This window comes from Actinosynnema sp. NPDC091369 (assembly GCF_044757065.1).
Classification (GTDB): domain Bacteria; phylum Actinomycetota; class Actinomycetes; order Mycobacteriales; family Pseudonocardiaceae; genus Actinosynnema.
Window position 1 is genome coordinate 93,923 of the sequence record NZ_JBIVUG010000002.1, and the last position, 24,004, is coordinate 117,926.

At 71.5% G+C, this 24,004-nt stretch carries 26 protein-coding genes; 11 read left to right on the plus strand and 15 right to left on the minus strand.

The genetic code is table 11. The features are described from left to right. Nucleotides 1-869: 869 nt before the first annotated feature. From ACIQMJ_RS08790 to ACIQMJ_RS08805, 4 genes are all read left to right on the plus strand, one after another. Complete coding sequence (locus tag ACIQMJ_RS08790) at nt 870-1,448, plus strand: DDE-type integrase/transposase/recombinase (RefSeq protein ID WP_499761052.1); 579 nt, start codon at nt 870-872, stop codon at nt 1,446-1,448. Between the two features lie 11 nt (nt 1,449-1,459). Next, nucleotides 1,460-2,590 carry a hypothetical protein gene (locus ACIQMJ_RS08795; RefSeq protein WP_499760351.1) on the plus strand — a complete coding sequence of 377 codons (1,131 nt, stop codon included), beginning with the start codon at nt 1,460-1,462 and terminating at the stop codon, nt 2,588-2,590. A gap of 142 nt (nt 2,591-2,732) precedes the next feature. Beyond that, on the plus strand, nt 2,733-3,137 hold the full coding sequence (locus ACIQMJ_RS08800) for a hypothetical protein (RefSeq protein ID WP_499760352.1): 405 nt from the start codon (nt 2,733-2,735) through the stop codon (nt 3,135-3,137). Nucleotides 3,138-3,148: 11 nt separating this feature from the next. Then, nucleotides 3,149-3,517: a pyruvate formate lyase family protein gene (locus tag ACIQMJ_RS08805; protein WP_499761053.1), complete on the plus strand. Its 369-nt coding sequence runs from the start codon at nt 3,149-3,151 to the stop codon at nt 3,515-3,517. A gap of 79 nt (nt 3,518-3,596) precedes the next feature. Here the strand turns inward: ACIQMJ_RS08805 and ACIQMJ_RS08810 are convergent, their stop codons facing one another. Next, nucleotides 3,597-3,998: an STAS domain-containing protein gene (locus ACIQMJ_RS08810; RefSeq protein WP_499760353.1), complete on the minus strand. Its 402-nt coding sequence runs from the start codon at nt 3,996-3,998 to the stop codon at nt 3,597-3,599. A gap of 25 nt (nt 3,999-4,023) precedes the next feature. Continuing rightward, nucleotides 4,024-4,419, minus strand: a complete 396-nt coding sequence (locus ACIQMJ_RS08815; RefSeq protein ID WP_499760354.1) for an ATP-binding protein — start codon at nt 4,417-4,419, stop codon at nt 4,024-4,026. A 125-nt stretch (nt 4,420-4,544) separates the two neighbouring features. On the opposite strand from ACIQMJ_RS08815, the gene ACIQMJ_RS08820 reads away from it, so the two are divergent. Together ACIQMJ_RS08820 and ACIQMJ_RS08825 are read left to right on the plus strand one after the other, a co-directional pair. Next, nucleotides 4,545-5,765, plus strand: coding sequence for a serine hydrolase domain-containing protein (locus tag ACIQMJ_RS08820; RefSeq protein WP_499760355.1), 1,221 nt, complete (start codon nt 4,545-4,547; stop codon nt 5,763-5,765). 81 nt (nt 5,766-5,846) lie between these two features. Further along, nucleotides 5,847-6,647, plus strand: a complete 801-nt coding sequence (locus ACIQMJ_RS08825; RefSeq protein WP_499760356.1) for a MerR family transcriptional regulator — start codon at nt 5,847-5,849, stop codon at nt 6,645-6,647. A gap of 85 nt (nt 6,648-6,732) precedes the next feature. Here the strand turns inward: ACIQMJ_RS08825 and ACIQMJ_RS08830 are convergent, their stop codons facing one another. The 5 genes from ACIQMJ_RS08830 to ACIQMJ_RS08850 all read right to left on the minus strand — a co-directional run bounded on the left by ACIQMJ_RS08830 (nt 6,733) and on the right by ACIQMJ_RS08850 (nt 12,595). Beyond that, nucleotides 6,733-7,974 (minus strand): acetyl-CoA hydrolase/transferase family protein, encoded by a 1,242-nt coding sequence (locus tag ACIQMJ_RS08830; protein WP_499760357.1) that lies wholly within the window; start codon nt 7,972-7,974, stop codon nt 6,733-6,735. A gap of 75 nt (nt 7,975-8,049) precedes the next feature. Next, nucleotides 8,050-8,448 carry an STAS domain-containing protein gene (locus ACIQMJ_RS08835; RefSeq protein ID WP_499760358.1) on the minus strand — a complete coding sequence of 133 codons (399 nt, stop codon included), beginning with the start codon at nt 8,446-8,448 and terminating at the stop codon, nt 8,050-8,052. 159 nt (nt 8,449-8,607) lie between these two features. Beyond that, nucleotides 8,608-9,000, minus strand: a complete 393-nt coding sequence (locus ACIQMJ_RS08840; protein ID WP_499760359.1) for an ATP-binding protein — start codon at nt 8,998-9,000, stop codon at nt 8,608-8,610. A 137-nt stretch (nt 9,001-9,137) separates the two neighbouring features. Beyond that, nucleotides 9,138-10,229, minus strand: a complete 1,092-nt coding sequence (locus ACIQMJ_RS08845) for an acetate/propionate family kinase (protein WP_499760360.1) — start codon at nt 10,227-10,229, stop codon at nt 9,138-9,140. Further along, a complete protein-coding gene (locus ACIQMJ_RS08850; protein WP_499760361.1) occupies nt 10,229-12,595 on the minus strand; it encodes a phosphoketolase family protein in 2,367 nt (788 codons plus the stop codon). Before ACIQMJ_RS08850 ends, ACIQMJ_RS08845 begins: the two co-directional genes overlap by 1 nt. A 146-nt stretch (nt 12,596-12,741) precedes the next feature. Between ACIQMJ_RS08850 and ACIQMJ_RS08855 the strand changes: the two genes are divergently transcribed. Then, nucleotides 12,742-13,029, plus strand: a complete 288-nt coding sequence (locus ACIQMJ_RS08855; RefSeq protein ID WP_499760362.1) for an HPF/RaiA family ribosome-associated protein — start codon at nt 12,742-12,744, stop codon at nt 13,027-13,029. A gap of 42 nt (nt 13,030-13,071) precedes the next feature. On the opposite strand, the gene ACIQMJ_RS08860 is transcribed toward ACIQMJ_RS08855, so the two are convergent. Further along, nucleotides 13,072-13,680: a CGNR zinc finger domain-containing protein gene (locus ACIQMJ_RS08860; protein ID WP_499760363.1), complete on the minus strand. Its 609-nt coding sequence runs from the start codon at nt 13,678-13,680 to the stop codon at nt 13,072-13,074. 131 nt (nt 13,681-13,811) lie between these two features. Between ACIQMJ_RS08860 and ACIQMJ_RS08865 the strand changes: the two genes are divergently transcribed. After that, nucleotides 13,812-14,723, plus strand: a complete 912-nt coding sequence (locus ACIQMJ_RS08865; protein ID WP_499760364.1) for a pyridoxamine 5'-phosphate oxidase family protein — start codon at nt 13,812-13,814, stop codon at nt 14,721-14,723. Between the two features lie 13 nt (nt 14,724-14,736). After that, the gene (locus ACIQMJ_RS08870; RefSeq protein ID WP_499760365.1) at nt 14,737-15,204 is read left to right on the plus strand and encodes a nuclear transport factor 2 family protein; all 468 of its coding nucleotides are present in this window, start codon (nt 14,737-14,739) and stop codon (nt 15,202-15,204) included. Nucleotides 15,205-15,211: 7 nt separating this feature from the next. Here the strand turns inward: ACIQMJ_RS08870 and ACIQMJ_RS08875 are convergent, their stop codons facing one another. The 6 genes from ACIQMJ_RS08875 to ACIQMJ_RS08900 form a co-directional block, all read right to left on the minus strand. After that, entirely contained in the window at nt 15,212-17,737 is a 2,526-nt protein-coding gene (locus ACIQMJ_RS08875; RefSeq protein WP_499760366.1) for a cation-translocating P-type ATPase, read from the minus strand. Continuing rightward, nucleotides 17,718-18,341 (minus strand): CBS domain-containing protein, encoded by a 624-nt coding sequence (locus ACIQMJ_RS08880; RefSeq protein WP_499760367.1) that lies wholly within the window; start codon nt 18,339-18,341, stop codon nt 17,718-17,720. The genes ACIQMJ_RS08875 and ACIQMJ_RS08880 overlap by 20 nt, the downstream gene beginning before the upstream one ends. Continuing rightward, nucleotides 18,338-18,811 carry a universal stress protein gene (locus ACIQMJ_RS08885; RefSeq protein ID WP_499760368.1) on the minus strand — a complete coding sequence of 158 codons (474 nt, stop codon included), beginning with the start codon at nt 18,809-18,811 and terminating at the stop codon, nt 18,338-18,340. The genes ACIQMJ_RS08880 and ACIQMJ_RS08885 overlap by 4 nt, the downstream gene beginning before the upstream one ends. Further along, complete coding sequence (locus ACIQMJ_RS08890; protein ID WP_499760369.1) at nt 18,808-18,933, minus strand: hypothetical protein; 126 nt, start codon at nt 18,931-18,933, stop codon at nt 18,808-18,810. The genes ACIQMJ_RS08885 and ACIQMJ_RS08890 overlap by 4 nt, the downstream gene beginning before the upstream one ends. Continuing rightward, a complete protein-coding gene (locus ACIQMJ_RS08895) occupies nt 18,930-19,406 on the minus strand; it encodes a universal stress protein (RefSeq protein WP_499760370.1) in 477 nt (158 codons plus the stop codon). The genes ACIQMJ_RS08890 and ACIQMJ_RS08895 overlap by 4 nt, the downstream gene beginning before the upstream one ends. A gap of 303 nt (nt 19,407-19,709) precedes the next feature. Then, nucleotides 19,710-20,582, minus strand: coding sequence for a universal stress protein (locus ACIQMJ_RS08900; protein ID WP_499760371.1), 873 nt, complete (start codon nt 20,580-20,582; stop codon nt 19,710-19,712). A 186-nt stretch (nt 20,583-20,768) separates the two neighbouring features. Between ACIQMJ_RS08900 and ACIQMJ_RS08905 the strand changes: the two genes are divergently transcribed. Both ACIQMJ_RS08905 and ACIQMJ_RS08910 read left to right on the plus strand, forming a co-directional pair. Next, nucleotides 20,769-21,494, plus strand: coding sequence for a hypothetical protein (locus tag ACIQMJ_RS08905; RefSeq protein ID WP_499760372.1), 726 nt, complete (start codon nt 20,769-20,771; stop codon nt 21,492-21,494). 76 nt (nt 21,495-21,570) lie between these two features. Beyond that, nucleotides 21,571-22,221 (plus strand): response regulator, encoded by a 651-nt coding sequence (locus tag ACIQMJ_RS08910; protein WP_499760373.1) that lies wholly within the window; start codon nt 21,571-21,573, stop codon nt 22,219-22,221. Nucleotides 22,222-22,225: 4 nt separating this feature from the next. On the opposite strand, the gene ACIQMJ_RS08915 is transcribed toward ACIQMJ_RS08910, so the two are convergent. Then, nucleotides 22,226-23,920 (minus strand): GAF domain-containing sensor histidine kinase, encoded by a 1,695-nt coding sequence (locus tag ACIQMJ_RS08915; protein ID WP_499760374.1) that lies wholly within the window; start codon nt 23,918-23,920, stop codon nt 22,226-22,228. Nucleotides 23,921-24,004 lie beyond the last annotated feature (84 nt).

Sequence of the window (24,004 nt, forward strand, 5' to 3'; positions counted from 1 at the left end):
CGGAGTCGGGCCCGGCCCTGTTGGTGAACGACGGTCGCGGTGCGGCCTTCGCGCGCTGCCGGCCGACCACGACCAGGGACACCGCGACGGCGAACACCGCAATGAGCGTCAGGACTCGCCGGACCACGCTGTACCGACGGACAGGCATCATGTGCACTCCTGATGACGGAACGGGCTGAGAGCCGATGCGCGGGCACCCGGAGCCCGCTCTCCACGCAGGGCTGACCTTGCTTCCTCGCGGGCGGGACCTGTTCGCACTTCCCCGGTTGTCGGCGGCCCACCTCGTACCGGGTCGATCCCGAAGCCCGGATCGCGGGCAGGGACCGGATGTGGTCGAGCGCCCGGCCCGCATCGCCGGCGACCATGTAAACGCTTTCCTCGACGCTACGGTACGAGCAACCATCCGACGCGGTCAACAGGTTGTTCACGATCACATGCGGTGAGTAAGCGTTTTACCCCGACCGGTCCACCGCAGCCGCGAGCCACTCGCTACGCCGACAGGACGAGGCGGACTGTCTCCGCTTGCCTTGTTGGCAGGTCGACACAGGCGCCCGTGCAAGCGGATGAACAGGACACCACCGCCGACCAGCCGATGAAGTTGATCGTTCAACGTGCTGTGCGGTTACGCTGGATCAGACGTCCAAGCGCACGCCGAGCTCACCCTCGGCCGCGAAATCACCGTCGGACCCAACAACATCGCGCTTCTCGTGCGCCGCAACGGGTTCAAAGGTCTGCCTCACGGGCGTCGGCCGCGCCCGAGGCACGACACCCCCACCGCGGTGGACCTGATCGACCGCGACTTCGTCAGGCCCGCGCCGAACCGATCGTGGGTTACCGACATCACCGAACACCCGACTCGTGAGGTAAAGGTGTACTGCGCGGTCGTGCTCGACGTGCACTCGCGCCGTGTCGCCGACTGGTCGATCTACCCCAGCCAGGCCGCCGCACTGGCCACCAACGCCCTCGGCATGGCCATCTCGAACCGGTCACCGCTGTCGGACCCGGTGATCCACTCCCACCAGGGAGTCCGATTCACGTCATGGACTTTCACCAGGCGTGGCAAAGAATGCGGGCTTCAACCGTCGACAAGTTCGATCGGCGACTGCTGTGACAATGCCATGATCAATCGTTTTGGGGCGTGTGCAGACGGAACTGTTGGGCCGCCCACGATGGTGCACCCACCTCGAGCACGAACTCCGACACCCCAGAATCGCTCCAGAGACTCCGACCCACCGGGGGAACATCACCATAACCCCGATGCCGCAGACTGCACCGCGCCCTCATCCTCGACGGCTCATCAACGAGCCCGTTGGACCCCACAAGAGGCCGGAGCACTGGCGGTGACGTGTAACGCAGCGGACGAGAGCTGCGACATCCCAGTACCGGACAGCGCTGGGACACCCGGTCGCCATGATCTCCATCATGCGGCACGGTGTTCCGCGAAATGAGGTGCGTATTCGTGTTCACACGACTTGCGTTGTGGCTCACAGCCCTGGTCACGGCTTCGCTGTCGATGATCGGATGTGCAAAAGAAGTGGGAACGACAGGAGCCTCCTCGACTTCTGGGAGTTCCCCGGTCAACGCCCCTGCCGATTCTCCGGGCAGCGAAGTCGGCGGAACGCCGGCGAAGAGGCCGGATCTTCACGGGATAGTGACAGCAGAGTGCTCGAACAGTCACCGGACAGTAACACTGACTGCGATCGATCCGGAAACCGCCCAGAGTGACGCGCGAATGTTCACGTTGAATCCCGACCAGACCGCGAACATGGGATGCACCGCCCCTGTGCCTACCGGAAGGATTCGGCGGCAGGCGTTCAACAGGGACTTCACCAGAATGGCAGCCTCCGCGCATTCTGCGGATGGCAACACACATGTCGGGTACGTGACGAACGACAGACCGGAGAGCTTCGTCGACCTGACACCGCAGACCGCGGGATACGCCGATCGTCCGACACAGAACTCCCCGGTGTTCCACCCGGTGACGGGCAGGATTTGGTTCCAAGGGCCGGACAAGCTCGGCTCGGTTGATCCCGACCTCGGTCCCAGCAGCTCGCACGCGGAAGAGCAGGACGCGTTCTACAACGGCGTCATCGGCGGTTACCAGAACACTTTCTACTTCAGCCAGGACGGGACGACCCCACTGGATCTCGGCGCGGCGTCGAGCACCATCTTCTCGCCGGATGGTCGAACTGAGGTCCAGTTCTCCGGACTTGACGGCTTCCTCATCGGTGACCGCGGGAAGGTGAGCGTCCAGTCCACAGCACCCATCCGCTTCGACGGCGCAATCTGCCGGCCACGCTGGTTCGTAAGTAGCGACACCTTCATCTGCATCGATGCGAGCGGTACCCAGATCTACAGGACAGCGATCCACGCCGATCGAAGCCGCGTCACACAAACAGCCTTGTTGCCAGAAACAAAACAGAAGCTCGGAGACGTCATCGCCGACCCCAACGGAACTCGCATCGCGTTCGTGTCCGCCATCAGTGGCCACTCGGCGCTGTACGTCACCTCCATGTCGGGCGGCGACGAGCCCCGAAAGGTGCTCGACCTGGCACAAGAAGACACGAGCCTTATCGACTGGATACCTTGAGCGCATCGGGACAAATTTCCGGCAACCGTCCATACGGCAATCACAGCATGCGGTACCACCACCCCTCCGAAGTTTACATCGATAAGTCACCGAACGCCGATGCCGGCGAAGATCTTGCGACGAACAACCGCCTGAGGAAATCATGAGAATCCTATCTGCTCTGACCTCGCTGATCTTCGTCGCTGTCGCGTGCGACAACGATCCCGGGTACACCTCGAACAGTGACACGGCGCTCGTGAACGTCGTGGAGGATCGGTGGGACAACAGTTCCCCGTACGGCATCAACTACAGTGTTCCCACGTGCGTGGTGTCCGTCCGGAATAATGCCGACCACTGGCAGCGCGTCACGTGGGAGATCGAGTTCGACGTCAAGGGTCGCGGCACGTACACCATCACCGATGACGTGATGCTGGATCGGACCGCAGTCAGCACCGAGAAGACCACACTGGACGAACTTCGCATCCACGTGGACGAAACAGACGTCGAGTACCCACGTTTCGATTGCCGCGTTCGAGAGATCAGCGGTGAAATGATCGAAGTCAAGTAGGCCAGCCGCCGATCACCGGCGAGCACTTCGACTACGAGCAGGTCCGCGCGGCGTTCGACCGGACGCTGGACTGGCTGGCCCGCACGTATGTGGACGCGTTGAACATCATCCACCACATGCACGACAAGTACGCCTCCGAGCGCATCGAGATGGCCTTGCAGGATTACTCGGTGCAACGGCTGCCCGGCTGCGGCATCGCGGGGCTGTCGGTCGTCGCGGACAGCCTGTCGGCGGTCAAGCACGCGAAGGTCCGGGTGATCCGCGACGACAGCGGGTTGGCCGTCCACTTCGCGGTGGAGGCGACTTCCCCCGCTACGGCAACAACGGCGACCGGGCCGACGCGCCGGCGGTGGAGCTGGTCGAGGACTTCATGGCGCTGATCCGGGGCTACCCCGCCCACCGGGACGCATCCCGCTGACCGCGAGCATCACGCTGAACCCGTGGCGCGGCGTGTCCGGGCTACCGTCGGCTGCCTTCGTCGCGGCGGGGTCGGCGTTCTCGTGCGGCGGTCACCGCGTCGTCGAGCGTGGCGCGGACCGCGATCGTCGCGTCGACCTCGGTGACCCGCAGTGGGTTGACCACGGCACGGTGGTGGGCCACCACGGCGAACCCGATACCGAGGCGGTCCGCGGCCTGCTGCGCGTCCAACAGCAGCGCGATCCCGGCCGAGCCGAAGAAGCCCACCCGGGACAGGTCGAGCACCAGTCCGGTGGTCGCCTGGTCAGCCACCTCCAGCACCGCTGGTCCCACCTCGTGCCGGGTGGCCACGTCGACCTCGCCGACCAGGTGGACGACCCGGACACCGGGTGCCGAACCTGCCGTCACGGTGATCGACAGATCGGTGCAGGCATGGTTCTTCATGCGGTGTGCTCCTCGCCGTCACCGGTCAGTCGAGTCGGACTTCGGCCCAGACCGTCTTGCGGTCGGAGTCGGAGTGGTGCCCCCAGTCGACCGCCAGGCGGTTGACCATCAGCAGACCGCGTCCGTGCTCCAGCGCGCCGAGCCTGCCCAGGACGGGCAGGCGGCTCGGGCTGCCGTCGTCGACCTCGACCCGGACCACGTCCCGGCCCGGTGGCCGGTGCAGCCGCAACCGCCGCGGCGCGAGGGCGTGCCGGTAGGCGTTGCCGACCAGCTGAGCAGCGACGACCTGGACGTCCACGAGGTGGTCACCGCCGACTCCGGCCACCATGCCGGCGACCAGTCCCAGCAGGTCGGCCGCGGGAGGACGTTCCTCGGGAAGGTCCAGGTCGACTTCGTCCCTGGGGAAGTCGACAGTGCTCATAGTTCGTCCTCCGATGCCCTGTGGTCTCAAGGCGCACAGCAACCGGCACGTACCCAGGACGTCCACCGCTCAAACCACGAACGAGGAGTTGACCCCGCCCCGAGGTCAAGGCGGAGCCTGGCCGCATGAGGAACAACGTGCGGGTGCCGCGGGTCTTGCGGCGAGCGGTGATCGCGGCGATGGCGGTCGCGCTGGTGTCCGGGTCGACCGTGCCGGCGGTGGCCGGTGCGGAGGTTGCCGGTGCGGAGGTGGCCGGTGCCGCCGCGGTGCCGGATCGTCCGGAGCTGCGGGAGGCCGTGCAGGCGTTCATCGACATCGGTTTCGCCGGAATGCAGGTGCGCGTGGACGACGAACGGGGTGAGTGGGTCGGCAGCGCCGGGGTGCGCAAGCTCGGCGGGACCGCGACACCGTCGACCAGCGGGAGGTTCCGGATCGGCAGCAACACCAAGACCTTCGTCGCCACCGTGGTGCTGCAACTGGTGGCGGAGGGCGTGGTCGGGCTGGACGCGCCCGCCGCCGACTACCTGCCCGGGTTCGGACTGGACCGGCGGATCACCGTGCGGATGTTGTTGCAGCACACCAGCGGCGTGCTCAACCACACCGGCGACTACTACAACGGGACGGTCCTGCCAGGACTCCCCTCGACGGGTCAGGAGTGGGTGGACAACCGGTTCCGCACCTACCGGCCCGAAGAACTGGTCCGGTTCGCGTTGGCCGAGCCGGCCCTGTTCACGCCGGGGACGGACTGGAACTACTCCAACACCAACTACACGCTGGCCGCACTGCTGGTCGAGCACGTCACCGGCCGTTCGTTCGCGGAGGAGGCGCAGCGGCGGATCCTGCGGCCGCTCGGGCTGCGCGACACGGTGGCGCCGGGCGACCGGTCGGGTATCCCCGGCCCGCACGCCCACGGCTACTACCACTACCAGGACGACGGCCGACCGAAGACGGTCGACGTCACCCGGCAGAACCCGTCCCTGTTGTTCGGCGCCGGGGACATGATCTCGACCACCCGTGACCTCCACACGTTCTTCTCCGCCCTGCTGGGTGGCAGGCTCCTGCCGGACCACCTCCTGGCCGAGATGCGCACACCCCACTCGAAGAGCGGTTTCGGCCTGGGGTTGCGCGTGCAGGAAGCAGGTCCGAGCTGCGCGGGCACCCTCTTCTTCCACAACGGCAGCACCATCGGCTACGGGGCGTTGGTGTACGGCACCCCCGACGGCAGCCGGACCTTGACCGCCTCGATCACCGGCGGGGACACCGACGTGGACCTGGTGGCGGCGTACCCGAGGGCGTTGGACGACCTGCTCACCGAGGTGTTCTGCGGCGGGCGGGCTGCGGACTGACGTCGGTCCGGTCGAGGTGGTCGGGCGGTGCGGGGACCGGTGGGTTGACCTTGACCCGGGGTCAGGCTCGACACTCGTCGCATGGCTACCTCGACCACCCCGGTCACGTCGACCGGCGGCGTCACGATCGGTCAGGCGGCGGCGTTCGCCGGGGTCACGGTGAAGACCGTGCGGCACTACCACCAGCACGGGCTGCTCGCCGAACCACGACGCGACCGCTCGGGCTACCGCCGGTACGGCTCGGCGGACCTGGTGCGCCTGGTCCAGGTCCGGACGCTGGCCGCCGCCGGCGTGCCGCTGGCGGAGGTCGGAGCACTGCTGGACGCCGACGTCGAGCGGTTCGCCGCCCGGCTCGTCGACGTGGAGCGGAGCCTCACCGAGCGGATCGACGACCTGGTCGCCCGCCGTGACAGGCTGCGCCGGCTCTCCGACGGGGACCGGCTCCTGCTGCCCGACCGCGCTCACGCGGTCCTGGACCGGCTGACCGAACTCGGCTACAGCCCCGACTACGTGACCGGTCAGCGGGAGGCCCTGGTGCTGGCCAGGGCGATGTCGCCGCAGCTGTTCGACCTCTTCCTGAACCACTTCGAACGCCGGCTCGCCGATCCCGGGTACGTCGACCTCACCAAGCGCGGCTGGGACGCCCGGTCCTGGGAGCCGGACGACCCCCGGGTCGACGAGCTGGCGGACGCGCTGGCCGACCACCTGCTGGCCGACCCCGAACTGCTCGCGGTGCCACCGGGCTACCAGCCCGGACCGGACGACACCACCCGGTACCGGCTGATCAACCACCACCGCGAGGACCGGATGACCTGGACGCGGCTGAACGCGCTCGTGGAAGCCAGGCTGCGCGCCGCGGGCGTGCCCATCCCCCATCGGTGACGGCGGCTCGGCTGCCCGACGCCGGGAAGGCGGCCAGGGTCGCCGCCTCGCCCGCCACTCCCGGGTGTGCGGTGACCGGGACGGGTCAGGCCGGTGGGCGGAGGGGGAAGCCGAGGTCCAGGCCGGCTTCGGTCAGCTCGGCGCGGACGCGGGGGTGGGCGACGTGGTCGATGATCTGCTGGGCCTGCTCGCCCGCGTCGTGGCCCCAGATGGTGGCGGTGCCCTGTTCGCTGACGAGATAGCTGTGCTGGAAGGACGTGACCGGGCCGGTCAGGCGGGGGACCACGGTGGACACGTCGGCCTTCGGGTGCCAGGACGGCAGCGCCACGACGGCCCGCCCGCCCGGCGAGTGCAGGGCCCCGACGACGAAGTCGGTCTGGCCGCCGAACCCGGAGTAGATGACCCCGTGCACCCGGCTGGCGTTGGCCTGGGCGTACAGGTCGACCTGCAACGCGCTGTTGATCGAGACCAGGCGCGGCCGGCGGGCGATCAGGCCCGGGTCGTTGGTCTTCTCCGTGCGCAGCAGCCGGACCCGCGGGTTGCGGTCGACCCAGCGGTACAGCTCGGGGCTGCCGAAGACGAACGACGCGGTCACCGGCGTGTCCGGGTCGAGCGCCCCCGCCCGGTCCAGGGCCGGGACGCCGTCGCTGAACATCTCCGACCACACCGCGAGGCCCCGTCGCCCGGTCAGCGCCGCCAGCACCGCGTCCGGGACGGCCCCGATGCCCATCTGGAGGGTCGCGCCCTCGGGCACGAGCGCCGCGACCCGCTCGGCGATCGCGTGGGACACCTCGCCGATCTCGCGGGGCGTCGGCGAGGTCAGCGGTTCGTCGACCTCGATCGCGTAGTCCACCTCGTCGCACGGCAGCACCCCGTCGCCGTAGGTGTAGGGCATCCGCGGGTTCAGCTGGGCGATCACCAGGCCGCCGCGGGCCCGGACCGCCTCGATGGCCGCGGGCAGGACGTTCACCTCCGTGCCCAGCGACACGCACCCGTCCACCGGCGTGGAGGTGTGCACCAGCACGATGTCCGGCGGCAGCGCCTGCTGGAGCAGGTTCGGCACCAGTGACAGCCGGGACGGGAAGTACCGCAGCATCCGCTTGCCGCGCATGCCCGGTCCGACGAACGGCGTCTCCAGCACCACGCCGTCCCGATCGGGCAGGCCGGGCTGGGCGTTCAGCGCGAAGAGCCGGTACTCCGGCAGCACCGCGTCCAGCACGGCCAGCGCGTGACGGGGCGTGGCGTGGTTGCCGCTGACCACCACTCGCGGGCAGGTGGTGGTCGCGGGCAGCACGGTGGCCAGCTGGGACTCGGACAGCAGACGCAAGGGGTCACCCCTTCGTTCGGCGGTGCGGGACGACCGCTCCGGTGGGGCGGAACGGCACGAAGTCCCTAACCGCCCTCAGAACTGGGCGACCCGGGTCGACGTCCGCGCCGCCAGGGCGGTCTCGGCGGCTTCGGGCACGGTGGGGTGCACGTCCAGCAGGTCGAGGACGCCGGTCTCGGTCAGCGGGGCCAGCACGGCGCGCTGGTCGGTGGCCACGGCGAAGCCGGCCGCGCACCGCTGCGCGCGGTGCCGGGCCTCCATCAGCAGCGACAGGCCGATCGAGCCGAAGACCACCACGCCGCCGAGGTCGAGCACCAGCGCCTCCGGCCGGGCGTCCAGGGCTTCGACCACCCACGACCGCAGCTCGTCGCAGGTGTCCATGTCGACCTCGCCGTGCACGGCGACGACCGCGACGCGGCCGTGCCAGGTCGTCTCGACCACGATCGGCGCGCTCGGGTCCGTTCGACTGTCCATCACACCGCGCCTCCCGCCGGGACCCGGCGATCCCGCACAGGGCAGCGTAACTCCCTGACCGGCCACGACGACGTGCGGTAAGGCACGAGCGCCCGGTTGGCGCAGTGCGCTGCGACGTCGAGGCGACGAGCGCGGCCGGCCCGTCGCACACCCCGGGGCTCACCCGCGGCTCGCGCAGGGCGTCCAGCCTTCGCCGGCGCAGGACACCTCGGCCCACACCGTCTTGCCCCCGCCCGGCAGCGGGGTGGTCCCCCAGGCCGTCGACAGCTTGTCGACCATGATCAGACCCCGGCCGCGGGTGCCGGCGAGCCGGGAGCGCCCGAGGACGGGCTGGTCGGGCGAGGCGTCGTCGACCTCGACCCGGACCTGGCACGGGACCCGGACGTGCCGCAGGCGGATGCCGTAGGGGGTGCTGCCGTGCTCGTAGGCGTTGGTCAGCAACTCGGTGCTGACCAGCAGCACGGCCTGGAGGTGGTCGTCGTCGAGGTCGGCCAGCGCGGTGGCCGTCCACTGCCGGACCCGGACCAGCGGTGGTGGCTGCTCGGTGCTCATCCCCAGCACCAGCGGTTCCGGATTCTCGCCGCCCATCGGTGACCGCCTCACGCCCGGTGCCCTGCGTCTTGAGCACTCGGCTGGCCTGGTACCCGACCACGAGTTGCGCAAACCCGCAGGTTGCAGGTGCCGCGGCCTCACGGCGCCCGCCGTGCGCCCGGCGGCCCGCCGGTCACCAGCAGGTCGCGGGTCCGGGCGGCCATCTCGACGTCCTCCCGCGCGGTGACCACCCACACGTCGGTGGCGGCACCGTCCGGGCTGATCCGAGTGTCACCCGATGCGGTGACGTTGCGGGTCGGGTCGAGGAGGGGGCCGAGGAAGGCCAGCCCTTCGACGGCGCGGGCGCGGACGACCGGATCGTGCTCGCCCACACCGCCGGTGAACACGAGCACGTCCAAGCCGCCGAGTGAAGCCGCCATGGCGGCGACGCCCTGGCGCAGCCGGTGGACGAAGACGTCCAGGGCCAGCCGGGCTTCGCCGGAGCCCGACGCGATGGCGGCGTGCACGTCGCGCAGGTCGGCGTGTCCGGAGAGGCCCGCGAGTCCGGAGTGGCGCGCGAGGCCGTCGGCGAGCTCGTCGGCGGTGAGGCGGTCGAGCAGCCACAGCAGCAGGCCGGGGTCGAGGTCGCCGCTGCGGGTGGCCATGGGCAGGCCGGCCAGCGGGGTGAAGCCCGTGGTGGTGTCCACCGAGCGGCCGTCGTGGACCGCGGCCAGCGAGCAGCCCGCGCCGAGGTGGCAGGTCACCACGCGCGAGCCGGCACCCGCCAGCTCGACCGCGCGCCGGGAGGCGTAGGCGTGCGACAGGCCGTGGAAGCCGTAGCGGCGCACGTCCCAGCGCGTCCGCCAGGCGGCCGGCAGCGGGTAGGTGGCCGCGGCGGGCGGCAGGGTGCGGTGGAAGGCGGTGTCGAAGCACGCCACGTGCGGCACGTCGGGGAGCAGCGCCCGGGCCGCGTCCACGCCGGCCAGCGCGCGGGGTTGGTGCAGCGGCGCCAGGTCGGTCAGGGCGGCGATCTCGCGCCGCACGTCGGCGGTGATGACGACCGGCGCGGTGAACCGGGTGCCGCCGTGGACGACGCGGTGGGCCACCGCGTCCACGGGAGGAAGGGCCAGGTCGAGGTCGGGCGCGCCGTCCCACCGCTCGACGTGGTGCTGGACGAGGACCGCGTCGTCCTCGCCCAGCACCGACAGCTTCAGGCTCGACGAGCCCGCGTTGACGACCAGCACGTTCATCAGTACGGCCAGGTCCAGTCGCGGATCTCGGGCAGGTCCTCGCCGTGCTCTCGGATGTGGGCGTGGTGGCGGGTGCGCTGGTCCTGCATGTGCTGGCGCACCCCGGCGGCCTTGGGGCCGAGGCCCGGGACCCGGTCGATCACGTCGATGACGAGCCGGTAGCGGTCCATGTCGTTGAGCACGAGCATGTCGAACGGCGTGGTGGTGGTGCCTTCCTCCTTGTAGCCGCGGACGTGGATGTTGTGGTGGTTGGTGCGGCGGTAGGTCAGGCGGTGGATCAGCCACGGGTAGCCGTGGTAGGCGAACAGGACCGGCTTGTCCGGGGTGAACAGCGCGTCGAACTCGCGGTCGGGCATGCCGTGCGGGTGCTCGGTGTCCGGTTGCAGGCGCATCAGGTCGACCACGTTGACCACCCGGACCTTCAGCTCGGGCAGGTGGTCGCGCAGCAGCGCGGTGGCGGCCATGACCTCCAGGGTGGGCGCGTCGCCGGCGCAGGCGAGCACCACGTCAGGCTCGGTGAGGCCGTCGTCCGTGCCGGCCCACTCCCAGATTCCCGCGCCGCGGGCGCAGTGCAGCGCCGCTTCCTGCGGGCCGAGCCAGTCGGGCGTGTAGTTCTTGCCGGAGACGACGACGTTGACGTGGTCGCGGCTGCGCAGGCAGTGGTCGGCCACCGACAGCAGCGTGTTGGTGTCCGCGGGCAGGTAGACCCGGACGACCTCGGCCTTCTTGTTCATCACGTGGTCGATGAAGCCCGGGTCCTGATGGCTGAAGCCGTTGTGGTCCTGGCGCCACACGTGCGAGGAGAGCAGGTAGTTCAGCGACGCGACCGGACGTCGCCAGTCGATCTCGCGGTGGGTCTTGAGCCACTTGGCGTGCTGGTTGAACATCGAGTCCACGATGTGGGTGAACGCCTCGTAGCAGTTGAACAGCCCGTGCCTGCCGGTCAGCAGGTAGCCCTCCAGGAAGCCCTGGCACAGGTGCTCGGACAGCACCTCCACCACCCTGCCGTTGGTCTCCAGGTGCTCGTCGGTGGGCAGGCGCTCGGCCAGCCACTGCTTCGCGGTCACCTCGAACACCGCGTCGAGCCGGTTGGACGCGGTCTCGTCCGGGCCGAACACGCGGAAGTTCCGCTCCGCCGCGTTCAAGGTCATGACGTCGCGCAGCATCCGCCCCAGCGCGCGGGTCGGCTCGGACGTCGTGGTGCCGTGCTTGGTCACCTCCACCGAGTACGGCGCGGTGCCGGGCATCCTCAGATCGCGCAGCAGCAGGCCGCCGTTGGCCTGCGGGATGGCTCCCATGCGCAGTTCACCGCGCGGTGCGAGCGCGAGCAACTCCGGGTTCGGGCTGCCGTCGGCGTCGAACAGCTCCTCCGGCCGGTACGAGCGCAGCCACGCCTCCAACTGCCGCAGGTGGTCGGGGTTGTCCCGGACGCCGGCCAGCGGGACCTGGTGCGAGCGCCAAGTGCCCTCCACCGGCACTCCATCCACTTCGGACGGTCCGGTCCAGCCCTTGGGCGTGCGCAGCACGATCATCGGCCACCGGGGGCGTTCGGTGTCACCGGCACGGGCGGTCTGCTGGATGCGGCGGATCTCGTCGAACACCTCGTCGAAGACCTCGGCCATGCGCCGGTGCAGCAGCTCCGGGTCGTCGCCCTCCACGTAGAACGGGGTGTAGCCGTAGCCGCGCAGCAGGGAGTCCAGCTCGTCGTGCGGAATGCGCGCCAGGATCGTCGGGTTGGCGATCTTGTAGCCGTTGAGGTGCAGGATCGGCAGCACCGCGCCGTCGGTCGCCGGGTCGAGGAACTTGGCGCCGTGCCAGCTCGCGGCCAGCGGACCCGTCTCGGCCTCGCCGTCGCCCACGACGCACGCCACCACCAGGTCCGGGTTGTCGAACGCCGCACCGAACGCGTGCGCCAGCGAGTACCCCAGCTCACCACCCTCGTGGATCGACCCGGGCACCTCCGGCGCGACGTGGCTGGGCACGCCGCCGGGGAAGGAGAACTGGCGGAACAGCGTGCGCATGCCCTCGCCGTCGCGCGGCACGTTCGGGTGCGTCTCGGTGTAGCTGCCCTCCATCCAGGTGTTGGCCAGCAGCGCGGGACCGCCGTGACCGGGACCGGTCACGAACAGCACGTTCGCCGAGTGGTCGTTGATCACGCGGTTCAGGTGGGCGTAGAGGAAGTTCAGGCCGGGCGTGGTGCCCCAGTGGCCGAGCAGGCGGGGCTTGATGTGCTCCGGGGTCAGCGGGACGGTGAGCAGGGGGTTGTCCAACAGGTAGATCTGCCCTGCCGACAGGTAGTTGGCCGCCCGCCAGTAGGCGTCGACCAACGACAAGTCCGGCGCGGTGTTCTCCGGCTGCTGCGACATCTCGCTCTCCTGACCAGCTCTCGGGGTGATGGCTCCAGCGTGGTTTCGCCATCGATCCAGACCCAGTTCCGAGAGTCCCGGCCGGCCGGGACCTTGGTCACTGTCCGAGCGGTGGGGGCGACGGCGAGGCTGGGTCCACGAGTCACGTGCACGAGATCGTCACCATCAGGGTCGACCTGGCCACCGGAGTGCCCGGGGAGGCCACCGACTACGCCCGCGCCAAGGTCGCCGCCGTCGCCAAGTACTCCCCCGCCGACATCGCCTGCGCCAGGGTGCGGCTGGGCACCGACGGGCCGAGGTCGCTGGTGGCGCACGCGTCGCTGGACGTCAACGGGACGCCGGTGAACGCCGAGGCGAGCGCGCACACCTACCAGGAGGCGGTGGACCTGCTGCACGACAGGTTGCAGCACCAACTGGCGAACATGGGCCGCTGAACCGGGGCGACGGGGAAGGGGAGCGCCACCGCGGCGCGACGGTCACGCCGTCGTGCCGCGGTGGCGTTGGTAGTGGCGGGCGGAGCGGGCGCGGTTGCCGCAGCCGGCGGAGCACCACTCGCGACGGGGGTGGTCCTTGAGGAAGTACAGGACGCAGCCCGGTCCGAGGCAGGCGCGCAGCCGGTGGCGGGTGTCGTCGCCGAACAACGCGATGGCGTCCTCGGCGATGGCGGAGACGGCTGCGGGGACGGCGCGCCCGCCGGTGCGCCGGTGCCGTGAGGGCGACTCGCCCGGTGCCCAGGACAGCGCCGACCAGCGGGGTGTGTCGCCCGCCGCCTCGTTGACGACGGTCACGGCCGCTTGCAGTCCGCGCGGGTCCGAGACGGCCGCGGGACGCGGGTCCCCGGTGACCTCGGCGGCCAGCCGGCGCAGCGCGTCGCGCAGCCCGACCAGGCGGTCGAGGTCGACCGCGGAGACGGCGTCGAGGTCGTCCGGGCAGAGCAGATCCGTCCTGGGGCAGACGGAGCGCAGCCAGGCCCTGACGCCGTCGCGGTCGCGCAGCGCGTCGTGCACGCCGTCCCGGTCGGCCCAGACGGTGTTCATCAGCTCGACCGGCAGCGGCTCGCCCAGCAGCGGCGCATCCGTGTCCATGCCGTCGAGGCTAGCGCAGTTCTAACGGTTGCGGCGGTCTCCACCCGTTGACAACGACCTGACACCGTGCCAGAGTCCTTCTAACGGTTGGCGACACGTTCAACCGTCAGAACCGGAGGGGTGGCGGCGGCATGTCCGGTTTCCACGAAGGAGAGCTGGCCGTGCAGCGACGGGCGGGTGTCTCCGACGACGCCGCGCGGCTGTCGACCATGGTCGCCCCGGCCCGGCTGAGCTCGGGCGTGGCGCGGTTCCTCGCCGAGCGCACCTTCGCCGCCGTCACCGCGCGCGACACCGACGGCACGTTGTGGCTCTCGCCGCTCACCGGCCCGCCGGGATTCCTCCACGTCGACTCCCCGACCGCCCTCACCGCGCGCACGTCACCGGCCGAGGGCGATCCCCTCCACGGCCTGCCGACGGGCCAACCGGTGGGGCTGATCGCGATCGAGTTCGCCCTCCGCAGGCGCCTGCGCCTCAACGGCGCGCTGACCGGAGCCGGGAACGACGGGCTGCGCGTCGAGGTGGAGCAAGCCTTCGGCAACTGCCCCCAGTACATCCAGGGACGACTCCTCCGCGCCACCACCGCCGCGGACCCGGGCCCCGCACCGGTCCGACGCGGGGAATGCCTCACGCCCGACGACGTGGACCTGATCCGCCGCTCCGACACGTTCCTCGTCGGCACCACCCACCCCGCCCGCGGCAACGACGCCTCGCACCGGGGCGGGGCACCGGGGTTCGTGCGCGTCGAGGGCGGAGGGCTGTGGTGGCCCGACTACCCCGGCAACAACATGTTCACCACGCTCGGCAACATCCACGCCGATCCCGTCGCCGCCCTGCTGTTCTTCGACTTCACCACCGGCCGCACCCTGCACCTGTCCGGCCGGGCCGAGGTCGAGTGGACCGGCCCCGGGGCAGGCGGCGACGACGACCGCACGGGACGCCGCGTCCGCTTCACCCCGCGGCACGTGGTCGCAGGCCGACTGCTGCCGCTGCGCGCCGACTCCGTGTCCCCGTCCCCGTACAACCCACCGCTCACCGCCCAGTGAAGGACACCCGGCCATGACCGACGCCCGCCCGCCGTTCCCGCCGTTCGACCTCGACGACGCCCTCGCCAAGGTCCAGGCCGCCGAGGACGCCTGGAACACCCGCGACCCGCACCGGGTCGCCCTCGCGTACACCGAGGACTCGGCCTGGCGAAATCGGGACGCCTTCCTCACCGGCCGCGCGGAGATCGTCCGGTTCCTCACCGCCAAGTGGGAGCGCGAGCTCGACTACGTGCTGCGCAAGAGCCTGTGGGGCTTCCGCGGGAACCGCATCGCCGTCCGCTTCCAGTACGAGTGGCACGACGTGGCGGGCCGGTGGTTCCGCTCCTACGGCAACGAGCTGTGGGAGTTCGCCGACAACGGCCTGATGCGCCGCCGTGAGGCGAGCATCGACGACGTGCGCATCGACGAAGCCGATCGCCGCTACTTCGGCCCCCGCCCACCGGACGAACGAGGCCCCGGCCACGACATCCCGCTCGCCTGAACTCCCGTCAGCGGGAAGACGCCCGACGCCACCACTTCTCCACTTCCACCACCCCGTAGGCCACCACCGCCAGCGCCACGACGACCGCCCAGTCACGCCACGCGATCGGCGCGGTGTGGAACAGCGCGTTCATGAACGGCGCGTAGGTGAACAGCAGTTGGAGCACCACCGTCACGGCGACACCGGTCGGCAGCCACGGGTTGCGCCGGAAACCCACGTGCGGCCGCAGCTCCCGCAACGACCGGCAGTTGAACAGGTAGGCGACCTGCGCGGCGACGAAGACGTTGACCGCGACCGTCCGCGCCTCGTCCAGCGTGCCGCCGTGCAGGTGGAAGGCGGCGAACGAGCCGGCCAGCAGCACGGCCGAGACCAGCAGGATGCGCTGCACCAGGGCCCCGGTCAGCAGGGGCAGGGACGGCGGCAGCGGCGGGCGACGCATGACGTTCGGCTCGCGCGGTTCGAAGGCCAGGGTCAGGCCGAGGGCCACGGCGGTGGTCATGTTGATCCACAGGATCTGCACGGGCAGGATCGGCAGCGCGGTGCCCAGCAGGATCGCGGTGAGGATGACCAGGCCCTCGGCCATGTTGGTCGGCAGCGTCCAGATGATGAACTTGCGCAGGTTGTCGAAGACCGCGCGCCCTTCCTCGACGGCGGCGCGGATGGACGAGAAGTTGTCGTCGGTCAGCACCATGTCGGCGGCCTGCTTGGCCACCTCCGTGCCGCCGCGGCCCATGGCGACACCGATGTCCGCCCGCCGCAGGGCCGGGGCGTCGTTCACGCCGTCGCCGGTCATCGCGACGACGTGCCCGTTCGCCTGGATCTGCTTGACCAGCCGCAGCTTCTCCTCGGGCGACACGCGGGCGTGCACGGCGTCGTCGGGCAGGGAGAAGTGGGCCGCGACGGCACGGGCGGTGCCGAGGTGGTCGCCGGTGATCATGCGGACCTCGATGCCCGCCTCCCGGCACGCGCGCACCGCGTCGACGGCCTCGGGTCGCGGTGGGTCGTGCATCGCCTGCAGACCCAGCAACACCACACCGCGCAGGGCTTCCTCGGTCAACGGGACGTCCTCGGGCACGTGCGCTCGCGCGAACGCGAGCACGCGCATCCCCTGGTGCGCGAGCCGGTCGGCTTCGGTGTGGTCGGTGGAGCCGGTGAACTCGAAGATCCGCTCCACCGCGCCCTTGAGGTAGACGACGCCGCCGGCGTGGCGGGTGGCCATGAACCGGCGTTGCGAGGTGAACGGCAGTTCGTCCACCCGCGCGGGCACGTCGTCGGGGGTCAGGCCGCCTTTGCGGGCGGAGACGACGAGCGCGGCTTCCGTGGGGTCGCCGACCGCGGTCCACCGGTCGTCCTGGAGGACCACGTGGGCGTCGTTGCACGCCAGCCCCGCCAGCAGCACGTCGCGCACGGCCGATGACGGCGACGGGAAGTCACCCAGCGGTGAGTAGCCGATGCCGTCGACCCCCCAGCGCTGCCCGTCGGCGACGACCTGGCGGACGGTCATGGCGTTGGCGGTGAGTGTGCCGGTCTTGTCGGTGCAGATGACCGTGGTGCTGCCCAGCGTTTCGACCGCGGGAAGGCGGCGGATGACGGCGTTGCGGCGCGCCATCCGGGCCACGCCGATGGCCAGCGTCACCGTCACGGCGGCGGGCAGCCCCTCGGGGATCGCGCCGACGGCGAGCGCGACGGCGGCGGTCACCATCTCGGCGAACGGCTCGCCGCGCAGCACCCCGATCACGACGCTGACCACAGCCAGGCCCAGGATGACGGCGGTGAGCAGCTTGCTGAACCGGGCCAGTTTGCGGGTCAGCGGCGTCTGCACGGTCTTGGTGTCGCCGACGAGCCGGTGCACGTGCCCGATCTCGGTGTCCGCGCCCGTGGCCACCACCACGCCACGTCCGCCGCCGGTGGTGACGAGCGTGCCGGAGTAGGCCATGTCGGTGCGGTCGGCCAGCCCGGTGTCGTGCGGCACGGGCAGCGGATCCTTCGCCGAAGGCTGTGACTCGCCGGTCAACGCCGACTCGTCGACCCGCAATTCACGGGTGCGCACGAGCCGCAGGTCGGCGGGCACCTGGTCGCCTTCCTCCAGCACGACGAGGTCGCCGGGCACGAGTTCGTCGGACGTGATCCGCGCGGCGGCGCCGTCGCGGATGACGGTGGCCTCGGTGCGGACCATGGCCTCCAAGGCGTCGAGCGCCCGTTCGGCCCGGACTTCCTGCAGGTAGCCGACGATCGCGTTGACCAGTACCACGCCGAGCACGACGGAGGCGTCCACGGTCTCGCCGAGGACGGCGGTCAGGGCCGCCGCGCCCAGCAGCACGTAGATGAGCGGGTTGTGGAACTGGCCGAGCAGGCGCCGCAGCCGGCCCGGACCGCGCCGCTCCGGCAGTCGGTTCGGGCCGAGCGAGGCCAGCCGCTCGCCGGCGACGGCCCGGGACAGCCCGGTGTCGGCGTCGGTCTCGGAGAGCAGCACGACCTCGTGCACCGGCATGCCGTGCGGCGTGGTGCCGGGTTCAGCCGTGGTCGACGGCATGCCGGATCTCCGGGAAGCGCACGTCCACCACACCGGGCACGGCTCCCGCCAGGACCGCTGCCACGTGCCGGTCGCACTCGTCGTCCAGCGCGTCCACGATCGACGCGTGACCGTCCACCACGGACACCGTCCAGCGGTGCGGGCCGCCGTAGAGGCCGAGGCGGTGCCGGACCTCGGCGGCCAGCGTGCGGTCGTCACGGCTGATCGCGCGCAGCATGTCGCGGCGGGTGACGATGCCGACGAGCCGCTTGCCGTCCACCACGCACGCGCTCCGCGCGCCCTGCTCCACCATGCGCCGGGCCAGCTCCGCGACGTCCGTGCCGGGCGTCGAGGCCACCGCCGGCTCGCTCATCACGTCGGCGACCTTCCGCCTCGGCGTGGCACGCGCGCGCGACGGCTGCCCGTGCACGAGCGAGCGCGGGTCGACGGGAAGCCGGTCGCGCAGGGCGTCGGTCTCGGTGACCACGCCGACCAGGGTGCCGGCTCCGTCGACCACCGGCAGGACGGTGAACCCCTCGACGGCGAGCAGCGCCGCCGCGTCACGCGCGGACGTCTCCGGCGACACGGTCACCACGTCCCGCGTCATCAGGTCGCGGACCCTCATCGCCCGACCTCCTGTCCCGCGCCGACCGCAGCCCCGTCGTGCTGCTCGTCGGCCGGCGGCAGGACCACCACGGGCACGGTCGCGTGCCGCACGCAGTGCGCGCTGGTGCTGCCGAGCAGCACCTGCCGCAACCGGCTGCCGCTGTGGGAGGCCACCACCAGCATCGACGCACGACGCGCCTGGGTTTCCAGCGCCTCGGCGGCGGGTCCCCGCACGCAGTGCCGGATGATCCGCGGGAACTCCAGCCGGCCCACGGCCGCCGCGCGCAGCGCGTCGTCGACCAGCGCTTCCGAGCGGGCCTGCACGTCGTGCTCGGACGTCATCGCCCAGTCGGCCAGCGGCTCGTACTGGTAGGCGTGCACCACGTGCAGCGGGAGCTTGCGCTGCATCGCCTCGTCCATGGCCCAGCTCAGCGCGCGCTCGCCCGCCGGGGAGCCGTCGACGCCGACCACGATCGGACCTGCGTTCATGATTCCACCTCGGTCATCTCGATGACGATCTCCGGCGCTCGCCGGAGCGTGTTGTGCACGGTGCAGTGCTGGACGGAGCCGTCGGCCGGCAGCGCCCGGTCGGGGATCGGGGACGCGGTCACAGCAGCGGTCCCGGGGTGAGGACCGGCTTCGGCTCGACGTGCTCGGGCTCGGGCGCGCGGATGACGACGACCGGGCACGTCGCGTGGTGCACGCAGTAGGAGCTGACCGAGCCCAGCAGCGCACCGCGGATCGGCCCCGCGCCGCGGCTGCCGACCACGAGCAGCGCCGCGTGCTCGGATGCCTTGGCCAGCACGTCGCGGGCGTCGCCCTCGGCGAGCACCGCGCGGACGTCGCCACCGGCCTCCGCCACGACCTCGTCCAGCACGCGCTGGTGCTCCTCGCGCAGCTTGTCGCGGTCCATCATGGCGGCGACCGTGGCCGACATCGGCCCGATCACCATCGCGTAGTCCACGTGCCAGGCCAGGACCGCCTCGACCGCGCAGCCGCGCAGCTTCGCCTCCTCGACCGCCCAGCGCAACGCCGTCCGGCTGACCGGTGAGCCGTCCACGCCCACCACGATCGTCTCGTCCATTACCCCTCCTCGGGTGCTCGCCTCCCAGCCTTCCCACGCGGGGTCGACCTGGTCAGTGGCCGCGGTCCCGTCGGCTCCGGGACCTTCGACCCTGAAGGTCGCGCGGGACCGGCGGTGGTGCGCATCGGCTGGTGGTGGCTCACGTCCCTGTCGGCCGTGCCGCCGCAGGGCGAACGTTCCAGGTGGACGGAGAGGAGGAAGTCATGACCCTGGTTGGGTGGACGGGTCGCCCGCGCGGCGACGTGCAGCGGAACGGGGGACCGGTCAGGTGACCGGTCCCCCGTTCCGCTGTCCCCGCGCTCCCTACTGCTCGGTGGTCGGACGGACCACCGCCAGCGGGCACGGGGCGTGGTAGACGAGGGCCTGGCTGGTGGAGCCGAGCAGCATGCCGGTGAAGCCGCCCATGCCGTGACTGCCCACGACCAGCAGGCGCGCGTCCTTGGCGGCGTTGAGCAGGGCCCGGACGGGGCGGTCGTGGACGACGACGCGCTCCACGGACACGTCGGGGTACTTCTCCTGCCAGCCCGCGAGGCGCTCGGACAGCAGCCGCAGCTGCTCGTCCTCGACCTGCGCCCAGTCGACGGTGAAGCGCGAGTGGAAGGCGCTGTCGACCAGGAAGTCCGTCCAGGCGATGACCGCGGTGAGCGGGGCGCCGGCCAGGGAAGCCTCGGCGAACGCGAAGGCGATCGCCTCCTCGCTCGTGGGGGAGCCGTCCACGCCCACCACGACCGGGCCGTCCTGGCGGATTTCCTCGCGCACCACGACCACCGGGCTCTTGCCGCGCGCGGCGAGGGCCACGGCCACGGAGCCGACCAGCAGGCCGGTGAAACCACCCAACCCGCGTGAGCCGAGCACCACCAGCCGCGCGACGCGCGACGCGGAGATCAACGCGGCGGCGGGCCGGGCGACCACGATGGAGGTGTCGACCTCCACGCCGGGTGCGGCCGCACGGGCTGCGGTCGCGGCCTCGTCGAGCCACTGCCGGCCCTGCTGCTCGAACGCCTCCCGCACCTCGGGACCGGTCATCAGGACCTCCGGGTAACCACCGGCGGGCAGCAGGTAGGCGTGCACGAGGTGGAGCGGCACGCGGTGCCGCACGGCCTCCAGGGCGGCCCACTCGGCGGCGGTCAACGCCGACGCCGAACCGTCCACACCGACCACGATCGGGGCAGTCATCACAGGTTCCTCTCCGCATCCGATGTCGGGACCGCAGTGGATCCCCGTGTCTCCTCGACTCGACGGTAGGCAGCCGACGGGCCGGGTGCAGTGGTCCTAGGTCCTCACCGCGCAGGGCCCTAGGGCTGCCGGCGGACAGCACTCCCGTCCCTGTTCCGCTGCGCTCGGGCGGGCGACCGTGGAGCCATGACCAACCGGATACCCCGCAGCCCAGCGCCCGTCGTCGTGGCGGGAGACGACTCACCGTGGGGCGAAGCCGCCCTGCGGTGGGCGAGCGAGCACGCCCGGTCGACCGGCGCGCCGCTGGAGGTGTGCCCGCCGTCCCCCGACTTCCTGCACGACCTGATGACCGCCGGGTGCCGCGCCGGGCTCCTCGTCGTCGGCCACCGCGGCGCGCACAGCACCGCGTTCGCCCTCGGCCGCGTGGTGGTGCCGCTGGTCGAGCACGCGCCGTGCGACGTGGTCGTGGTCCGGGGCACCGGCGAGGCGCTGCGCCGCGACCACCACCGGGTCACCGCGCTGCTGTCCGGGGACGAGTCCGACGACGACCTGGCCCTGTCCCGCGCGGCCGACCACGCCAGGCAGCAGCACGCGTCGCTGCGCGTCCTGCACGCCACGCCGCCGCTGCCGGTGCGCGCCGACGAACCCCGGTGGCCGGTCATCCACGCGGACGAGGTGCTGCGCGATGTCCGCCACACGTCGGTGCTGGTCAGGATGCACCCGCACGAGGCGATCGCCCGGTACGCCGACACCGACCTGCTGATCGTGGCCGGACGGGGCCCGACGACGCGCGCCGCGCTGCACCACGCCCCGTGCCCCGTCCTGGTGGCGCACCGCTCCCCCGCGGACGTGGTGCCCGGACCACGCGCGCCGCACGCCGCCGAGGTGCGGAGGACCTTCAGCGCGTGGTAGGAGGGTCTTTGGACCCTGTGTCGGGCGGCTCCCGCCCGGCAGGGTCGGTGCAGGCGGAAGACGAGAGGTGGAGCCGGTGGCCCGGGTGTTTCTGGTGGACGACCACGAGGTGGTCCGCATCGGCGTGCGTGAGCTGCTGAACAGCGCGGACGACCTGGAGGTGGTGGGCGAGGCCGGTTCGGTGGCCGAGGCGCTCGCCCGGGTCCCCGCCAGCGGCGCGGAGGTCGCGGTGCTGGACGTGCGGCTGCCCGACGGCAACGGCATCGAGCTGTGCCGCGAGCTGCGGTCGCGGATGCCGGAGCTCAAGTGCCTGATGCTGACCTCGTTCACCGACGACGAGGCCCTGTTCGACGCCATCCTGGCCGGCGCGTCCGGCTTCGTGCTCAAGCGCATCCTCGGCACCGACCTCCAGTCCGCGGTCCGCACCGTCGCCGCCGGCGAATCCCTGCTCGACGCCCGCTCCACGGCGGCGCTGCTCAACCGCATCCGCCGCGAGCGCGAGCAGGGCGACCCGGTGCGGATGCTCACCGAGCAGGAGCGCACCGTGCTCGACCACATCGGCGAGGGCCTGACGAACCGGCAGATCGCGGAGAAGATGTTCCTGGCCGAGAAGACGGTCAAGAACTACGTCTCCCACCTGCTGGCCAAGCTCGGCCTCGAACGCCGCACCCAGGCCGCCGTGCTCGCGACCAGGCTGCGCAAGCCGGTTCCCTCGAACGAGGAGTAGGCCGTCACACCAGCGGGACCTGCCAGGTCAGGCGGGTGCCGCCCGCGGGCTCCCCGGTGACCGAGCAGGTGCCGCCCAGGTCGGCGGCCCGCTGTTCGAGGTTGCGCAGCCCGCTGCGGGCCACCTGCGGCGGCATGCCCACGCCGTCGTCCACGACCGTGATGGTGAGCTGGTCGCCCGCTTCCACGGTGAGCACCAGTTCCTTGGCGCGCGCGTGCCGGACCGCGTTGGTCACCGCTTCCCGCACCACGGCCTCGGCGTGCTCGCCGACGTCGTCGGGCACCGAGTTGTCCACCGTCCCCGTCATCCGCACGGTCGGCGTGACCGGGGCGTTCTCGGTGAGCTCGGAGACCAGGTCGAGCAGCCGCCGCCGCAGACCCGGCAGGTCGTCACCCGCCTGGAGGTCGAAGATCGACGTGCGGATCTCCAGCACGGTCTCGTCGAGCTGGTGCACCGCCTTGCGCACCCGTTCCCGGACCTGGGGGTCGCGGATCGAGCCCAGCGCGCCCTGAAGGCTCATGCCGGTGGCGAACAGCCGCTGGATCACGTGGTCGTGCAGGTCGCGCGCGATCCGGTCGCGGTCCTCCAGCACGTCGACCAGCCGCCGCGCCCGCTGGTTCTCGGCGAACTCCAGCGCCACCGCCGCCTGGTCGGCGAACGAGGCCAGCAGCGGAACCTGCTCCGCGCCGAACCGGGCGCCGCCCTTCTCCCGTGCCACCAGCAGCACGCCGGTCACGCTCGCGCCGGCCCGCAGCGGCACCACGACACCCGGCCCCGCCTCGACCGAAGCGTCGCCGAGCCGGCCGTCCAGGTCCTCGACCAGCATGGGTGTGGCGGAGGCGAGCACCTCCTGGACCACCGTCCCGGCGCCGGTCAGCAGCTTGCCGACCAGGGCCTCGACGCGCTCACCGGAGCCGGCGGCCATGTGCAGCCGTTGCCCGTCCGCGCCGTCGGCCAGCACGATCAGCGACATCGACGCCACCGACAGCTCCCGCGTCCGCTGGGCGATCAGCCGCAGCGCGTCCTCGGCCGAGGCGCCGCCCAGCAGCTCGGTGTTGACCTCCGCGGTGGCCTCCAGCCAGCGCTCGCGCATCCGGGACCGCTCGAACAGCCGGGCGTTCTCCACCGCCACACCGGCCGCCGCCGCCAACGCGGTCAGCACCACCTCGTCGTCGGCGGTGAAGTCCGCGCCGTCGACCTTCTCGGTCATGTAGAGGTTGCCGAACACCTCGTCCCGCACCCGCACCGGGACGCCCAGGAAGCTGTGCATCGGCGGGTGGTTCGCCGGGAAGCCCACCGACGCCGGGTGCTGGGCCAGGTCGTGCAGCCGGATCGCGCGCGGGTCCTTGATCAGCAGGCCGAGCAGGCCCTTGCCCTGCGGCAGGTGCCCCATCCGCGACCGCGTCGTCGGGTCGATGCCCACGTAGACGAACTCGGACAGGTTCTCCTGGCTGCCCAGCACGCCCAGCGCGCCGTACCGCGCGCCGACCAGCTCCACCGCCGCCTGCACGATCCGCTGCAGGGTGGAGTCGAGCTCCAACCCCGCGCCCACGGCGAGCACGGCGTCGAGCAGGCCCTGCATCTTGTCCCTGGTCGAGGCGATCTCGGTCAGCCGCTCCCGGACCTCGTCCAGCAGCTCGTCCAACCGCAGCCCGCCCAGCAGGCGGTGCGGCACTCCCCCATCGGCAGGTCCGGGCATGTCGACAGCGTTCCACCCGCAGCGCGGGCACGCCAAGCCCGGGGGTCCCGGTCCGGAAGGGACCTTCGACCGTGTGGCCCGAGC

Coding starts and splice junctions, on each gene's coding strand:
- ACIQMJ_RS08800 (WP_499760352.1), top strand. CDS start 2,733: ATGAGAATCCTATCTGCTCTGACCTCGCTGATCTTCGTCGCTGTCGCG.
- ACIQMJ_RS08810 (WP_499760353.1), bottom strand. CDS start 3,998: ATGAAGAACCATGCCTGCACCGATCTGTCGATCACCGTGACGGCAGGT.
- ACIQMJ_RS08815 (WP_499760354.1), bottom strand. CDS start 4,419: ATGAGCACTGTCGACTTCCCCAGGGACGAAGTCGACCTGGACCTTCCC.
- ACIQMJ_RS08820 (WP_499760355.1), top strand. CDS start 4,545: ATGAGGAACAACGTGCGGGTGCCGCGGGTCTTGCGGCGAGCGGTGATC.
- ACIQMJ_RS08825 (WP_499760356.1), top strand. CDS start 5,847: ATGGCTACCTCGACCACCCCGGTCACGTCGACCGGCGGCGTCACGATC.
- ACIQMJ_RS08835 (WP_499760358.1), bottom strand. CDS start 8,448: ATGGACAGTCGAACGGACCCGAGCGCGCCGATCGTGGTCGAGACGACC.
- ACIQMJ_RS08840 (WP_499760359.1), bottom strand. CDS start 9,000: ATGAGCACCGAGCAGCCACCACCGCTGGTCCGGGTCCGGCAGTGGACG.
- ACIQMJ_RS08845 (WP_499760360.1), bottom strand. CDS start 10,229: ATGAACGTGCTGGTCGTCAACGCGGGCTCGTCGAGCCTGAAGCTGTCG.
- ACIQMJ_RS08850 (WP_499760361.1), bottom strand. CDS start 12,595: ATGTCGCAGCAGCCGGAGAACACCGCGCCGGACTTGTCGTTGGTCGAC.
- ACIQMJ_RS08860 (WP_499760363.1), bottom strand. CDS start 13,680: ATGGACACGGATGCGCCGCTGCTGGGCGAGCCGCTGCCGGTCGAGCTG.
- ACIQMJ_RS08865 (WP_499760364.1), top strand. CDS start 13,812: ATGTCCGGTTTCCACGAAGGAGAGCTGGCCGTGCAGCGACGGGCGGGT.
- ACIQMJ_RS08870 (WP_499760365.1), top strand. CDS start 14,737: ATGACCGACGCCCGCCCGCCGTTCCCGCCGTTCGACCTCGACGACGCC.
- ACIQMJ_RS08875 (WP_499760366.1), bottom strand. CDS start 17,737: ATGCCGTCGACCACGGCTGAACCCGGCACCACGCCGCACGGCATGCCG.
- ACIQMJ_RS08880 (WP_499760367.1), bottom strand. CDS start 18,341: ATGAGGGTCCGCGACCTGATGACGCGGGACGTGGTGACCGTGTCGCCG.
- ACIQMJ_RS08885 (WP_499760368.1), bottom strand. CDS start 18,811: ATGAACGCAGGTCCGATCGTGGTCGGCGTCGACGGCTCCCCGGCGGGC.
- ACIQMJ_RS08895 (WP_499760370.1), bottom strand. CDS start 19,406: ATGGACGAGACGATCGTGGTGGGCGTGGACGGCTCACCGGTCAGCCGG.
- ACIQMJ_RS08900 (WP_499760371.1), bottom strand. CDS start 20,582: ATGACTGCCCCGATCGTGGTCGGTGTGGACGGTTCGGCGTCGGCGTTG.
- ACIQMJ_RS08905 (WP_499760372.1), top strand. CDS start 20,769: ATGACCAACCGGATACCCCGCAGCCCAGCGCCCGTCGTCGTGGCGGGA.
- ACIQMJ_RS08915 (WP_499760374.1), bottom strand. CDS start 23,920: ATGCCCGGACCTGCCGATGGGGGAGTGCCGCACCGCCTGCTGGGCGGG.